The 13,744-nt window shown below is 61.6% G+C and carries 14 protein-coding genes; 5 read left to right on the top strand and 9 right to left on the bottom strand.

From position 1 onward, the window contains the following. Positions 1–180: 180 nt before the first annotated feature. Positions 181–1,224 (top strand): GGDEF domain-containing protein, encoded by a 1,044-nt coding sequence (locus IP69_RS21470; protein WP_082359315.1) that lies wholly within the window; start codon positions 181–183, stop codon positions 1,222–1,224. Here the strand turns inward: IP69_RS21470 and IP69_RS21905 are convergent. The 6 genes from IP69_RS21905 to IP69_RS13810 form a co-directional block, all read right to left on the bottom strand. Next, positions 1,214–1,363: a mechanosensitive ion channel gene (locus IP69_RS21905; protein WP_156323460.1), complete on the bottom strand. Its 150-nt coding sequence runs from the start codon at positions 1,361–1,363 to the stop codon at positions 1,214–1,216. The genes IP69_RS21470 and IP69_RS21905 overlap by 11 nt on opposite strands. A 90-nt stretch (positions 1,364–1,453) precedes the next feature. Next, positions 1,454–1,672, bottom strand: coding sequence for a hypothetical protein (locus IP69_RS13835; RefSeq protein WP_054143419.1), 219 nt, complete (start codon positions 1,670–1,672; stop codon positions 1,454–1,456). A 398-nt stretch (positions 1,673–2,070) separates the two neighbouring features. Further along, positions 2,071–3,348 (bottom strand): pilus assembly protein TadG-related protein, encoded by a 1,278-nt coding sequence (locus IP69_RS13830; protein ID WP_054143418.1) that lies wholly within the window; start codon positions 3,346–3,348, stop codon positions 2,071–2,073. A 1-nt stretch (position 3,349) separates the two neighbouring features. Then, the gene (locus tag IP69_RS13825; RefSeq protein ID WP_054143417.1) at positions 3,350–3,784 is read right to left on the bottom strand and encodes a response regulator; all 435 of its coding nucleotides are present in this window, start codon (positions 3,782–3,784) and stop codon (positions 3,350–3,352) included. An 851-nt stretch (positions 3,785–4,635) separates the two neighbouring features. Beyond that, the gene (gene mobF / locus IP69_RS13815; protein ID WP_054143415.1) at positions 4,636–7,518 is read right to left on the bottom strand and encodes a MobF family relaxase; all 2,883 of its coding nucleotides are present in this window, start codon (positions 7,516–7,518) and stop codon (positions 4,636–4,638) included. Further along, positions 7,518–7,799, bottom strand: coding sequence for a hypothetical protein (locus tag IP69_RS13810; protein WP_054143414.1), 282 nt, complete (start codon positions 7,797–7,799; stop codon positions 7,518–7,520). The genes mobF and IP69_RS13810 overlap by 1 nt, the downstream gene beginning before the upstream one ends. 269 nt (positions 7,800–8,068) lie before the next feature. Between IP69_RS13810 and IP69_RS13805 the strand changes: the two genes are divergently transcribed. The 3 genes from IP69_RS13805 to IP69_RS13795 are packed head-to-tail and all read left to right on the top strand — an operon-like array spanning position 8,069 to position 9,897. Beyond that, positions 8,069–8,539: a hypothetical protein gene (locus tag IP69_RS13805; protein ID WP_156323459.1), complete on the top strand. Its 471-nt coding sequence runs from the start codon at positions 8,069–8,071 to the stop codon at positions 8,537–8,539. After that, a complete protein-coding gene (locus IP69_RS13800) occupies positions 8,536–9,255 on the top strand; it encodes a hypothetical protein (RefSeq protein ID WP_054143412.1) in 720 nt (239 codons plus the stop codon). Before IP69_RS13805 ends, IP69_RS13800 begins: the two co-directional genes overlap by 4 nt. A gap of 3 nt (positions 9,256–9,258) precedes the next feature. Next, positions 9,259–9,897: a hypothetical protein gene (locus IP69_RS13795; protein WP_054143411.1), complete on the top strand. Its 639-nt coding sequence runs from the start codon at positions 9,259–9,261 to the stop codon at positions 9,895–9,897. 278 nt (positions 9,898–10,175) lie between these two features. On the opposite strand, the gene IP69_RS13790 is transcribed toward IP69_RS13795, so the two are convergent. After that, the gene (locus IP69_RS13790) at positions 10,176–11,825 is read right to left on the bottom strand and encodes a type IV secretory system conjugative DNA transfer family protein (RefSeq protein ID WP_054143410.1); all 1,650 of its coding nucleotides are present in this window, start codon (positions 11,823–11,825) and stop codon (positions 10,176–10,178) included. A 379-nt stretch (positions 11,826–12,204) separates the two neighbouring features. On the opposite strand from IP69_RS13790, the gene IP69_RS13785 reads away from it, so the two are divergent. After that, on the top strand, positions 12,205–12,705 hold the full coding sequence (locus IP69_RS13785; RefSeq protein WP_156323458.1) for a hypothetical protein: 501 nt from the start codon (positions 12,205–12,207) through the stop codon (positions 12,703–12,705). 60 nt (positions 12,706–12,765) lie between these two features. Here IP69_RS13785 and IP69_RS13780 read toward each other — a convergent pair whose 3' ends face one another. Then, a complete protein-coding gene (locus IP69_RS13780; RefSeq protein ID WP_054143408.1) occupies positions 12,766–13,185 on the bottom strand; it encodes a S24 family peptidase in 420 nt (139 codons plus the stop codon). Between the two features lie 193 nt (positions 13,186–13,378). Next, positions 13,379–13,690 carry a DUF736 domain-containing protein gene (locus IP69_RS13775; RefSeq protein ID WP_054143407.1) on the bottom strand — a complete coding sequence of 104 codons (312 nt, stop codon included), beginning with the start codon at positions 13,688–13,690 and terminating at the stop codon, positions 13,379–13,381. Positions 13,691–13,744 lie beyond the last annotated feature (54 nt).

Genomic DNA, 13,744 nt, shown 5'->3' with positions numbered 1-13,744 from the left:
CACGGCTTCCGAGCCTGCGCGTCTGCGGCTGCTCGCTGAAGCCGCCTTCGCACACCCGCAGGCCGCAGGGCGCCGACCAACGGCCCGTACGAACCCCGCCACCGTCATGCCGTTCAAAAAGGTTGCAAGGAGCCGCACGGGCGACGCCGGCTGGGAAGAATTCTGAAACGTTGATGTGCCATGACTAACGCAATTGCAGAGCGTGTCGATCAAGACAACTTGGCTGAGCGCGTCGTTACGACGATGCGCATGCACGGTTCGCCGTCCTATCCTCGGTCCTTCGAGGTCTGGTACGCGCATCTGTCCGGTGCGATCCCAGCGCTAAGCGCAGAATTGCAGCAGGTTCTGGCAAGCGGTGGCGGCTCAGTTGGCGCGAAGACCATCGATGCCCTATACGAACGATACGTCGGCACAAAGCGATTGGCTCTACAGGCGGACCGTACAAGTTCTCAAGTGTTAGACGAAATCACTGGTTTAACCCACCAAATCAACGAAGCATTGGACGCAAGCGAGCGCTATCACGGCGAGATTTCCGCCCTTTCCCAACAAGGCCCTCCTTCAGCAGATCGACCTATGCTCCGCAAATGGGTTGAGACGCTGGTCCTATCCACTCGCAGCGAGGTTGTCAGAAAAACGAAGCTGGAACTGCGGCTGCGCGACAGTGCTCGGGAGATCCGCAACCTTCGAGATGTCCTTGAAGCGACCCGGATCGATGCACAGACGGACGCGCTCACGGGTCTCGCCAATCGGCGGCATTTCGAGGAAATGCTGCGGAAGTGTTCCGAGGAGGCGACATCGGACGGTAATCCCCTTACCTTGGTCATTGCCGACATTGATTATTTCAAACGCTTCAACGACGACCACGGTCATGTCACAGGCGATCAGGTGCTGCGGCTGGTCGCTCGCACCCTGACCGACCACATGGTCGATCGCGCCATCATCACGCGCTTCGGCGGCGAGGAATTTGCCATCATCCTACCCGATACCTATCTGAACGACGGGAAGCTCTACGCGGAGGCCGTCCGGCAGGCTCTGGCGAAGCGGGAACTGATCAAACAATCCACCAATGAGAAGCTCGGCCGGATCACCATCTCAGTTGGCATCGCAGCCTATAAACTGGGAGATACGCCAAATTCATTGATAGAGCGCGCAGACCAGGCCCTTTTTGCTGCCAAACGCACCGGCCGAAATCGAACAGTCACTCAGGACGTAATCAACCGATAGCAGCGCGGAACGCATCTTCCACGATGAGGACGAGGCCCGAGACGATGTCGCGTACCAGCACCTGCGAATCAAACGAGATGGCGAGGTCCAGCATGCCGAAGCAGTTTATCATCGCGATTGCCGACGCCGTTTTGTTCAACACTGCAGCTCCGACCGACCGTGGAGAACCGGCGACGGCGTCGATGTGAAGCGCGAGAGTGTCCGAGGTTGGGGCGACGTTGCGTCAGCCCTAACGAATTTTGAGCACGGCGCCGATCGCAAGCCGGTAATTCGCCAGATCCTCGGCCTGCAGCCGCCGCTGGAGTTCTATCGTTGACCCTGAGGCTACAGATTGGTCGCGCTGAAGAACCCTCTCAGCACTGGATTGCGTCGATGCCACCACAATGAAAACCTGGACGCCTGCTTGCGTCCGGGAAGTCACTGCAAACTGAAAACCCTGCGCGGTCATCACGGCCTCCTTCGATGTCCGTGAATCTACCTGCCAGTCGTCAAAGGTCCGTAAAGGCTTCCATAATCCTGGGCTTGCCCCGCCACTTGCCCGCATGACTTTGCTACGAGGCGGCCATTACAACTGACGAGGCTCTCAGCGGCGCGGATGTGATGGAGGATAATAATCGATACGCTGTTTCGCATTGGCGGACGAACGCGACCGTCGCGGCGATCTTCATTTCCCCTGGGCGCGGGAGACTTGGAACATGACAATCACGCCTCCGATTCCATTGGACCTCGTCCTCGTAGGGCATGCTCAACATGACGCTGGCCGGGCTAGGAGTTCGATGGCGCCGATCATGCTCGCAGCGCCCTTGATCGCCGCGGGGCGGCTGGCCGGCCACGCGCTGAGCGTGATCACTGCGACAGCACCGGGTCGCCGCCGAGCGGGCCAAGACCTTTTGGCACCGGAACCGCACTCGACCGGTAATCGGACTTCACGACAAGCTTCGGATTGGCGGACAGATAGAGCTTCTTGACCACGATCAGGGTGAAAGCCGATTGCTGGGCGACTTCGTTGGTCGCATCGACGACCAGCGTTCCGCGAGAGAGATACATCGTTCCCGTCAGGTTTGAGACGAAATTGCTCTTGATCATATGCTCCCGACCCGCCGTCACGGTCCGGTCTTCGAAAAACAACAACCCCGCCAGTGGCCCGTCTTTCGGCGCGTCGAGCACGACCTTGGCGTTGCTAAGGAACTGGAAGGTGGTCTTTTCGCCCTGAAGATAGAACCCCACATATTCGCCGCGGATATCGGCGTTGGAATCGACGACGAGCGGCCCATCCTTGATGATGTAGGTCCCCGCTTCGAATTTGACGACAGAGTTGCCGCCGATGAACAGGCCGCCGCAATAGGTCCCCGGCGTCAGCACATGCCGCGCATTCGCCGAGCCCTTGTCGATCACGCTGAGTTTCTGGGCCTTGCATGCCTCCGCCGGCGGCGCGGGCCTACCGATCAGAGGATCGTCCACCGGAGGACAATCCACCAGCTTGCGTGCGATGAACTCGCCCGATCCCGAATAGCCCCCGGCGGAGCACATCAGCTTGGCGGTGACGCGGATGCCGCTGTCCGATTTGACCCCCGTCGGGCTCTTCGAGTTCGAATATACATTGCAGTCCTGCGCGGTCAGCCAGGAGTTCGACTTGATGTAGATCGCTTCGCTGCTGGCGCTGTCGAGCGCCACCACGCAGATCTTCTGGTTGCCGACGACGGTTGCCGTGGCGTTGACGCCGATTCCCGATGACATTGTCGGCAGCAGCCCGGGAAACGAATTGCGCATCGGTCGGGCGATGTTCACCTCGACCGAGCGGTTGCTGTTGGTGATCCGCGCCGTGATGGCATTGCCGACCTTGAGATCATGCGCTTCAAGCTGGCGGTTGGCGAAGCCGTTGACGACCTCAATGAGGCGTTGGTCCGTAAGATGGCCATTAGACAACTCTCGCGCCGCCGCGATCGCGGTCGCGTCGGCCGCCGCCTGCATGATCACCCGGTCACGCGTGGCCAGGCCGTAATCGATCGTCACGCCCGCGCCGATGACGAGCGCGGGCAACGCGATCGCGGCGATGATGATGACGCCGCCGCGCTGGTCATCGCGAAAACGCCCCCAGGCCCGGCGGTTTGACAGGCCTGTCATTTCAAGCCGCCTTGAGCGCGTGGTGCGCCCGGACCATGAAGCGGATCTGGTGGCCCAACAGTCTCCAATTGACCGGCTTGCACATGAAGGAGGTGGCGCCGGCGGCATAAGCCTCGTCGATCGAGACCATGTCTTCGCGCCCGGTGATCACCATCAGCGGCAACGCGTCGAAGCGGCGATCGGCGCGGATCCGGCGCACCATCTCGATGCCGTCCATGCCCGGCATGTCGACATCGATTAGCGCCACGTCGAAAGGAGCGTCGGCCAGACGATCGAGACCCTCCTCGGCTGAGGCCGCCGTCGTTACGTCGACCTGAGGCGTCGACAGATAGACGGCGCAGAACTCCCGCTGGATTGGGTCGTCATCGACAGCCAGGATCGCCAGCCGGTCCCCCGGCACGTAGCTGAACGGGATGCTGTTCTCGACGTTCGCCATGACACGCTCCCAAGGCACTATTCTGGTGCCCGAGGAACAACCATGGCGAGCATATGGAAATAATCTGTTGCCGCCTGAGCGTGAAAACGCCGATCTTGTTTGGAATTGGGTAAGCATGGACCGGCTATCGTCGCTGGATGGCCCCTCGTTGGCATCTATCCATCCCCAACCACCTGACCCCGCGTTCCGAAGCTCATTGCCTACCGTTCTTCGGCTCGGAGAGCAGCCCAGCCTCGATAGCCAAGTCTAGATCGATGCCGGCAATGTCCTCGTCGGTGAGCTTCAGGTCCCTTCGAAGGCGCCGCTGAGTCTCCAGGTCCTCGACGTCATTTCCATGTATTTTCTCCGGCCCCGAGCGCAGCCGCGGCTTCAAGCGTTTTGGCGCAGTCATTCGTCGACTACGCAGGAAAATGAACCTCGGATGCGACCGGTCTTCCAGAAGCCAATTACGAATTTGCGCTAACGGCGGCTAGCGGGTTGCTAGCTCGCCCGCGATGCGAGGGTCCGCTTCCTGGCGAACGTCGAACGGGAGGTAGTGGCGCATCTCGCCCGGGCGACCGGCTAGCGATTTTGGCTGACGTCGCCCCTGGGGCTTGATCCGGTTGGAAGTTCGTTCTGGCTCCTTGTGAGCCTGCCCCCGATGTTGGACCGGCTGCTGGCCGCTTCCAGGGGGGTGAGACGACCAGAACATGAAGAGCCGCCGCTTCTCGGAAGAGCAGATGATCGCGGTCCTGAAGTAAGAAAAATCGGGTGTCTCGGTCGCTGATCTCTGCCGTAAGCACGGAGTAAGCGGGCAACATCACCGCTGGTGCGCGGCGGCTCCCGCCACTGTCACTACATGCGTCGTCCTTCTATCGATCGATGCCCCGTTCGCGAAGCTTTTCCCGAGACGGTACCTTGCCCAGATGCGCCTTGATGCTTGAAACTAGGTCGTCGGTCGTTGTTCGGATTTCCTTATGATTCAGCATGAGCTGCCGTGCGAGAGCTGGCCATATCAGCGACAGACGGTCCAGCCGCAGCCAGGACACCACCTCGAGGAGACGACGAGCCGCCCGCGTTGCCCTGCTCGTGCCCATGTCCAACCTTTCCGCCATCTGCCGGATCACACCGTCCCGGATGAAGCTGGGTTGATCCTCGACAAAATCGATGACGTTCGACTTTTCCCGATAGCGCGCGGCCTCGCCGAACAGCTTTTCACGGACGGCCTCCGTACTAGCGGGCAAACGGGAATCTGCCTGACGCTGACGGCAGAGCGCGTCGAGCCGGTCGCGTTCGACGACGATCCGCGCGTCATGCCGATGTCGGCTCAAACCGACATAGATCTCGCGGGCATCTGTCGCGTTTGCCAGATAAAAAATTGTCGCAGAGGCGGTTCGGCCCTGTACCGCATAAGCTGTTCCCGCGATGCCGGAGACGATCCGTGGCGCGGTCGGCTTGCGACGAAAGCGCGGTTCTCGCGCCAGTGAACTCCATGGCAACGACAGCTTGCGCCCATCCTGATGCGAGAAGGAGATGATGATCTGCCCTGCATCGTCGCGCGTCACGCTTTCGATGGTGGCCTGATGACCGTTGCGGATACCGTGCTGCGGCAGGGTCTCGCCGAAGCGGATGCGATCACCGACAGCGAGCGCAAGCTTTGCGGCTTTGCCGGATCGATCGATCGTCGGCAGCTCGACAAGGTCGGGGCCGAGCTTGCCCTCGCTGCGCAAGGCCCGCCTGGCCTTGCGATTGAGAGACGAAGCATCGGCGTTGCGGGCGGTGACGATGATGACGTCGTCGCCATGCAGACTGCGTTGTTCCTGCCATCGCGCGATCACCCGATCCTGAGCGGCATCCGAGCCGGAGATCAGCTCGAGCCGGTCGTTCATGGCGTAGGCGCGGAGTCCCGTCTCGGAATCACCCCGGGCCATGATGACGGTTGCCGCGCGCTGCCAGTCGACCTGCTGGCGTCGCACTTCGCTCATGACGGCAGATCGTTCGACCACCTGGGCGACGGCGCGCAGCGCACTACCTGCGCTGACCGAAGCAAGCTGCTTGCGATCGCCGAGCAGCCAAACTTTCGCGCCCGCCTCTTGGGCTGCCGTGAGCACGGCAGCCATATCCCTCGTGCCGACCATGCCGGCCTCATCCACGATGATGAGCGAGGCGTCGTTCATCGGCGGCGCGCTCCCAGAGGCGCGATCATGCCGCCAGCGAGCGATGGATTGGGCCGCAATCCCGGTCGAGCTGGCGAATTCGTCGGCCGCCATCCATTGTGACGCCAAGCCGATAACCTCGAGCCCCGAGCGCCGGGCGGCATCGACGATGGCACTCGCCATGGTTGTCTTGCCCGTTCCGGCTCCCGCCTCGACGATGGAGACGCCGTGCCGGGTTAGCAGCTCCTGGGCCGCTTCGCGCTGTTCCTCGGACAGATGAGGAGCGGCCCGGAACGCTGCTTCCATCGCATCGGCAGTGATCCAATCGCGCTCGTCGGGGCGTTGCGCTGCCCGCAGCATTGCAGCCTCCGCCGCGGCTATGCCAGGCGTGGTCCAGCGCATGGAACGCGGCTGCGAGCCGAGCGCAACCAGGACGCCTTCGCGCTCCAACGTGGCCAACTCGGCCATGACCGATTCCAGCGCCTGTCCGTCGAGCGCGGCAAGCTCCAGGCTCGTCTGAAGCAAAGATTTGCGGTCTATGACGCTCTCATGCGTGAACAGTTGCGACGCGGCCCGGGCGACAAAACCGTCAGCGGGAATTTCGGGCGGATCGAAAGGCCGATCACGATCGACGTCGGGCTCATGGTCGGCAAAGCGGCTGTGGTCTTTGGCCAGCGCCTGCGCCCAGGGATCGATGGCAAGCGTCGCCAGCTCGTCGCACCAGCGCGCCTCCAGCTCCTCCCCGGTCGGCACGAGATCCTTGCCTTTGCGCGTTGCCAGCGCTGCGATCTCGCGTTGCGCGGTCGTGGCATCGGGACCGGCGTAGTCGTCGATCTGCGCGGAGCGTTTCGAGAATGCACTCAGCAGGTCCGGATCGATGCCTGCGATCTCCCACTGCCCCTGACCGGCCTCGCGGAAGCTGACGTCGAAGCGACGCTTCAGCTCGCGCGCAAGGGCCCCTCTGAACACGGATCCGACCGCGAGCTGCCATCTATAAGATTCGTCCGGATCGATCGTGAGATGCCGAAAGCGGTAGCGCCCTGACAAGGCTTCTGCCGGCGCCCCGGCGACGTTCATAACCACACAATGCGTATGTAAATTAGGGTCTCCCTCGCGGGTGGTGTGGTGATCGAATCGACCGACGATGAGATCGGTCGGAACATGGCGGTCGATTCCACCAGCCCCGCTGCGGACCGCGATCAGCTGCTCGTCGATGAGGAAGCGCAGCGCCTCGTCGACCGCCTGCCGGTGAGCGGCCTCGATCAGCGCCCGCTGCTCCTCTGATCCTGCCATCCAAAGCACGGAAACGGACTTGCCGGATGTAAAGCAGCAATCCACCCCCGCCCAATGGGTCGAACCAGCGCCTCGGACCAGCGGCTGGCCTGTGCTCGGGTCGACGCCGGCGCAAAGGTCCTTGAACGACGCCAGATCGATGGCTGCGCCATGGCGCACCAGCGTCTCTCCGCTCGACCACCAGATGCCACCGCCGTCTTTGGCATAATAGTCGTCACGGCGATCGGGTCGGGCCTCGCGCCTGCTGTCGGACGTATAATAGTTGCCCGCTTGGGCTCCGTTGCCCAAGCGGTGCGGCTTCATCATCAGGCGGTCTTTCGGTAGCGGCAGAAGTCCGAGAGGTCGATGCCCTCGCTGCCGGCCTCGATCGACCCGATCGCCTTGGCGAGCTCCAGCAACGCGCTATCGACCTGGTCGATCCGCTCCAGCGCGACCCGGTGCCGAACGGCGACCTCGAGCTGCTGCGCAACGCAATCGGCGGCGAGGCTTTCGGGCGTCCAGCCACGATCGGACGCGGCCTTCCTGAGCAAGCCGGCGACATCGGCCGGCAGCGTGATCGTCAGCGAAACGGGGGCGGAACTGGCCATCGCAGGCGATCCTGAAACAAAGACGGTGCGGAGGATCTGACGGCCAAGGGCACCAAAAACAAGCCGCCTGCGGCGGCAATCGAACCGCTTGGTTACCAGAAGCACTCTCAGTGCGTGTGGTGTGATAACCCAATATTGTTGTTTTCCTGTTGCCTTTCGTGCTGCCCCTTGCAGCCCTGTGTTGCCCTTAACAGCCCCTTGCTGTCCTCCCTCGCATTCGAGGGGTCCACTTTGTCTGGCCGCAACTCCTCTTGTGCTAGTTGCGATCCGTGCCCAAGCTCGACCTTTCCAAATTGACCCGCGAAGTCACCCGCCGCAAACAGGACCGCCCGGACGGGATTGGTCCAGGCGGTCGACCTGTTTCTGGGGCGATGGCGATGATCCGGGACAACCTCGCCCATCTTGACGCGCTGCACGCCGCCGGGGCGACCTGGGTCGACATCGCGGCGAGTCTCGCCTCGCAAGGCGTACACCATGGCAGCGGCGCGCCGCTGACCGGACGCCAGCTCACCGGCCTGATCGCGAGCGTGCGCCGACAAGCGCGCCAGCGCGAGGCTCGGACCGCGAAGCGCTTGGCCAGACCCGACCTTCCCAAGGTTGCAGCTGCGCGTCTGCAACTCTCACCCGATCTCGCCGTGCGCCGCTCGATGCCGACACCCTTATCGCTCGCAACCGAGGAAGACCTTCGGCGCGAGGCACTCGCTTCACTCGATAGCCTACTCAAAAAGGAAGACAGATGACCCGAATTCTTCTCGTCGTTCAGGACAAAGGTGGCGTCGGCAAGAGCCTCGCCACACGAGCGCTCGCCGAAGCCGTGCCGGAAGCGCCCGTGATCGAGGTCGATGCCAGCCGGCGCCTAATCGAGCTGAAGGATCGTGTTTCTTTTTTCCCGATGCGTGCCGATCGCGCGGCCATCGATCAGTCGGGCGGCAAGGCGGCGCGAGCCGAGTTCGATGGTTTGATCACCGCGATGCAGAAGGCGACAGTGCCGACCATCGTCGATGTCGGGGCCAACACCTCCGCCTCGTTGCTCAGCGTGCTCGGCACGCTTTCGGACGCTCTTGTCACGCTGGAGATCGAGCTCGGCGTGCTTGTGCTGGTGACCGCCGAGCCCGGCGCTCTCACCCAGGCGCCGACGCTGATGCAATTGGCCAAGCCGCTGGCAGCGGCGCGGTTCCTGGTGGAGAACCGGCTTCATGGCGAGGTCGAGGCGAAGTCGATCGCAAAAATTGCCGACGGCGCAACCGTCACGACCCTGGACAGTCATGCGATGGAGGATCAGGCCGTCGCCGTGCTGCAAGCCGGCGGTCTCGCAACGATTCCGGAGCTCGACATCGCCAAGCTGATCGATCGCCATGGTCTCGCGTTGGGCAGCAGAGTCCACGGCGATCTCAAGCGCCTGCGTGCCAATGCCATGGTCGCCGTGTTGCCCGCCGCCGAATGGCTGGTCGGGTGAGCCATGCCGACAAGTGACGACAATCCGGCGGCCCGCCCAGCGGTCGGACGCAACAGCGGCCCGGCAGCCCGCGTAGCGGTTGCACGCGACGAGGCCGAGGAAGCCGGGGCCGCCGAGGCGAAAGCCAGCAAGGCGGTTCTGGAGAAGCTTCTACGGCAATCGGTCGAGAAGCGCTTTACGGCTTTTGAGGGCGAGTCAGGGAAACTGACGGCTGCCGATCGCAGGACGTTGCTGGTGAGCATCAAGAATGCCGACATGCCAGCGCGACGCGTGCCGGTCGGCGGCACCGCAAGCCGATTTGCGGTCTGGCGAGCGCGGCTTCCGTATCGGTTCGGCGGTGTCGTCGCATCTGGCGTCGCCGTGGGATTTGCGCTGATCGGCGTGACAGTCGCTGTCCGCAACACGCCGAGCCATGCCGTCGAGATCGTCACGCCGCTGCCGATCCCGGTCCAGTTCAAGCGCGCTGATGGCGTCATCGTCGCCGACCGGCTCGAGCCCAGGACGCGTTACGTCGCCGTAAGCGATTGGGGCGGTCAGACGCTGCTGAGGCTGTGGCTCCCACAGCAGGGTTATGCGATGGCAAGCGTTCCCAGTGATTGGCTGCGGCCTGCGATCCCGGCCCGCGCTTCAGCCGCGCAATGATCGTCAGTTCGGACGAATTTTCTCCATCTCGCCAACGGTCGCTCAATATCTCCGCGCTATTGTCGCAATAAGCCCCGAGCCATCCGGACCTATCGCCCCTTATGGGCGGGCAATCCGAGCGTGGTCTTACCGCAACCGTTGGGGCCTACCTTCGCCTCTCTGCAGGCGGGACCGGGCCCCTGACCAATCGGTCAGAGGCCTTTCGCGTTTACGAGCCGGCGCATCTACAAAACGCAACCCAGATGCGCTCCCGAAGCCTTGGCATCCCTGACAATCAATCAGACGGCCTGGCCGACCGGCGGGACCGGGACGATTAGATTTCTGAAACGCGGATCGCGATGAGCGACGATTTTGTGCAGCCGCATCGGCGCCTTGCTGAGGCCGGCGCTGTTGGGAATCACAATCAAGTCGCTTGCGGGCAGGCTCGTCAGCGCCTGCGCACTCATCAAAGGCGCAGCCTGCGTCGAGCTGCTGATGGTTCGTGTGCCCGGTCCCTCTGCTGGGCGGCTCAAGCTCTCGACGCGCGCGGAGTATTGACCAAGCGCCTTCGACCAGCGCTCGGCCTCGTATGGATCGACTGCCGGAATGTCGAAAATCGTAACGAACTCCGCAGTGTTCAAAATCGTGTCCGCTCCGGCCTGGCCGTAAAGGTCGATGATCTGCGAGCGGTCCTGCCACATCGTCCAAAGGCTCGCGCCATAGCCGGGCAGTTCGGCTGATGCCGTCAGAATCTCATCGAAACGGCCAAGCGCCGCAGCCTCGTCGATGAACACCATCAGCCGGTCTTTTGGTGGGTTGCGCCGCACGCTCGTAAACAAATCCGACAGGAGCCAACGCAGAAGTGGGGCAAGCACGCGCTTGTGTTCGGGAGGCAAAATGATGAAAAGGTCGACCTCACCGGAGCTGAGCTCCGACAGATCAAAGGTCGAGTCAGAGACCATGTTACGCACGCGATCGTCAGCGAGCCATTGAAACACCTGAAGCGCCGTGGACTTTATCGGATCTTTGGTTTTGGGGTCGGCCTGCAGGAGTTCCAGCGCCGACAGCGCCGCCGGCTGAGGCCCGAGCGCTTTCAATAGCCTGATCAGTTTGTCTTCATCGCTAAGCAGCATCTGAACGGCGGCGACGGAGCGCTGATTGTGATGCAACGCGACCAGCATTGCCCCGACGATCAAGTCTACGGCTCGGTTGCGAAAGTACGCCGATGATTCGTTATCGCCGCCGGCGGCCGGCAGGAGGGCGAGCGCCGTTTGCTGCAGATAAAGGATGTCGACAGGATCGCGGTTGGCGAGCGGGTTCCAATGATCCTCGCCGAACTTACCCATAGGATCGAGGCAAACGACGCGGCGACCGAGAGCGCGCCGTCGCTCCGCGACGGCGCGATAGACCTCGCCCTTCGGATCGATCACCACTGCAGGTCCCGACCAACTACCCGGTTCAGGATAAGCGAGGTTCGGGATCAACAGCCCCGATGTCTTGCCCTTGCGCGGTGGCGCGATCGTGACCAGCGTCCCTTGAACCGCAACTCGGACCACCGATCCGGTCTCAGGATCGCGGCCAAGTTCGAGCCCGCGTGCGCGGACAGCAAGGTCCGCCGAAGACGCAAAGCGGGCATCGCCGAATAGGGCGGAGACGTCGCGCAGCGGTTGCGGGCGGCGAGGAGCGAACCGGTAACTGAGGAGCACAAGCGGTGGCGCAAGCGCCAGCGCGACAGGCCAGCTCCAGCCGCCCCCAGCGAATGAGGGCGATCGTCCGGCGACGACGCCGAGATAGACGGCGACAATGTCGATCAGGTTGAAATCGCGCAGTGTCTGCGACCAAGACAGCAGGCCGCTTGGCCATAGGCTTGCGTCGAGCCCGTGCTGGATTGCAAGAGCAGCCGGGTAAGCGAATATTAGAACAAGAATTACTATGAGAGGGAGTTTCATGGGTCTAGCTCGGCGAGTGACGTGTTCCAATTTTGAACTGTATCACCTCAATTTTCTCAAATTTAATTTGCTTAAAAACGATCATATAGGACTGCTATCGATGACCAATTGAGAGTTTAAATTTGAGATCAGAGACAATTTTTTAACCATAACCCAGACTGTCTCTTGACTGATATTGGGATAATCGTACGATGAGGTACATTGCGTAGGATACGGTCATTCTTTAACGTTAACGGAACTTGGCGCTATATTTCGTGGCTACTGTCAGGCAGGCTGATCCTGAACGCGCAATTCTGCGCGTTCAGGCAATTCTGCGTTTCAGACAGAGGTCAAACGTTACATGATCAGTAGGGACAACATCCGAGCCATGTGGCTCATAATGCTGGGTTCGGCTTTGTTCGCAATCGCCTTCAGCGGTCCAGCGGTCCAGATCGGCGGCGGCGTGAGGCGGCTCAGCTTGCTGGATATTAGTTGGCTCGCCGCCGGCGAGCCGTCTTTCACAGCTGCGTTCAACAAGATTGCCAATCTGGCGAACTTTGGGATCTGGATCCCTATCACCGAATGGATCGCTCTCACCATCTTGATGCTTATCATCACGGTAATGTGGAACGCGTGGCTAAAATATCTGGCCGAAAGCGACGATAGACTACCGGGAACAATGATGCATAAGGAGGAAGAGCAGATTATCTACAAGATGAGCACTGAGACAAAAGTTCTGCTGCTTGTCTTGGGTGCTGCGATATGTGGGCACGTCTACGGTCTAAAGACCGGCTTTGATTACAGCGAGTTGCATGAAAAGGCATCTCTGAGGCAGCCTCTACAGCTTGAGGAAAGGTTCCAAATCTGGCCTCCGAGACTCGGTGAGAAACCGGGAATCTAAAGTCAATCTTAACTTTGTGATTCAATTCAAAACGCCCCATTTATCATGGGGCGTTTTCATTTATGTCGATATAGATGAATCGGGACGTCGAATCTCGAAGATCTCGATGTCGGCGTCGGGTCCGGGGTCGTAGTCGGGATAGCGTCGGTTGCCGAATGCGAGACTGGGACGGCCTCCGACGATCCGATAGACCTTGATGCTGCGCTCGCCGTTCACGTCGACCACGACGGCGTCGCCGTCGCGCGGGACCAGGCTACGGTCCACCGTGATCAGGCTACCGTCGAAGATGCCGACGTCGACAGCGCTGCTGCCGGCAGCGTGCATGATGAACGTGGCGGGCGCGTTCCGGATCAGCGTCCGCGACAGGTCGATGGGAGCGTCTAAATGATCGTCAGCCGGCGACGGGAAGCCTGCCCGTACCGCCTTTAGGAAGACTGGTAAATAGATCGGCGGACCGACGACAACGGGTGACAAGTGCATAAGGCGCGCTCCGGATCGTGAGAACGTATCAGGAACATCGAAGCTGGATGAGAGTCAAGATCGGGCTGGCGGCGAGGTATCGCAAGATGGTCGGCCGAGGTCGATCACAGAACCGGGAGGCTGGATCGCTTGGGAAGCGGGTTGCGTCCGGCAACCAGCCGCCCCGCTTGTCGCGGGGCGGCTGGTGCTGCCCTTACTCGGCGGTCCTGCGGGACCAGATGAGGGAGAAGGCTCCGGCGGTATCGGCGTCCTCGATAAGAGTGGCGTAGATCGCGCTGTGGAAGCTCGGATCATCGAGCTTGGCGCTGAGGTAGGAGCGGCCCTCCTTTGACGTCTTGGCCCAAGCCGCGCCGATTTCGGTCTTACCCGCGAAGAGGCGGTGGCTGGGGCCTTTCTCGCCTTCGTTGTCGTTGCGGATGAACCGGACCTTGCTTGTCAGGGTCAGCGTGTTGATCGCGCCGGTGAAGCCGTTTTCGTCCTTCTTGAAGCTGCCGATCGTCGCCATGGAAAGTCTCCTGTCGTTTTGTCCGGGCCGCGACCACCGCGTCCTCGATGGCGT

The sequence above is a fragment of the Allobosea sp. AAP35 genome (assembly GCF_001295925.1).
In the GTDB taxonomy this organism is placed as follows: Bacteria; Pseudomonadota; Alphaproteobacteria; order Rhizobiales; family Beijerinckiaceae; genus Allobosea.
The sequence above is the reverse complement of the archived record's forward strand: the minus strand, read 5'-3'. Positions and strand labels throughout refer to the sequence as shown.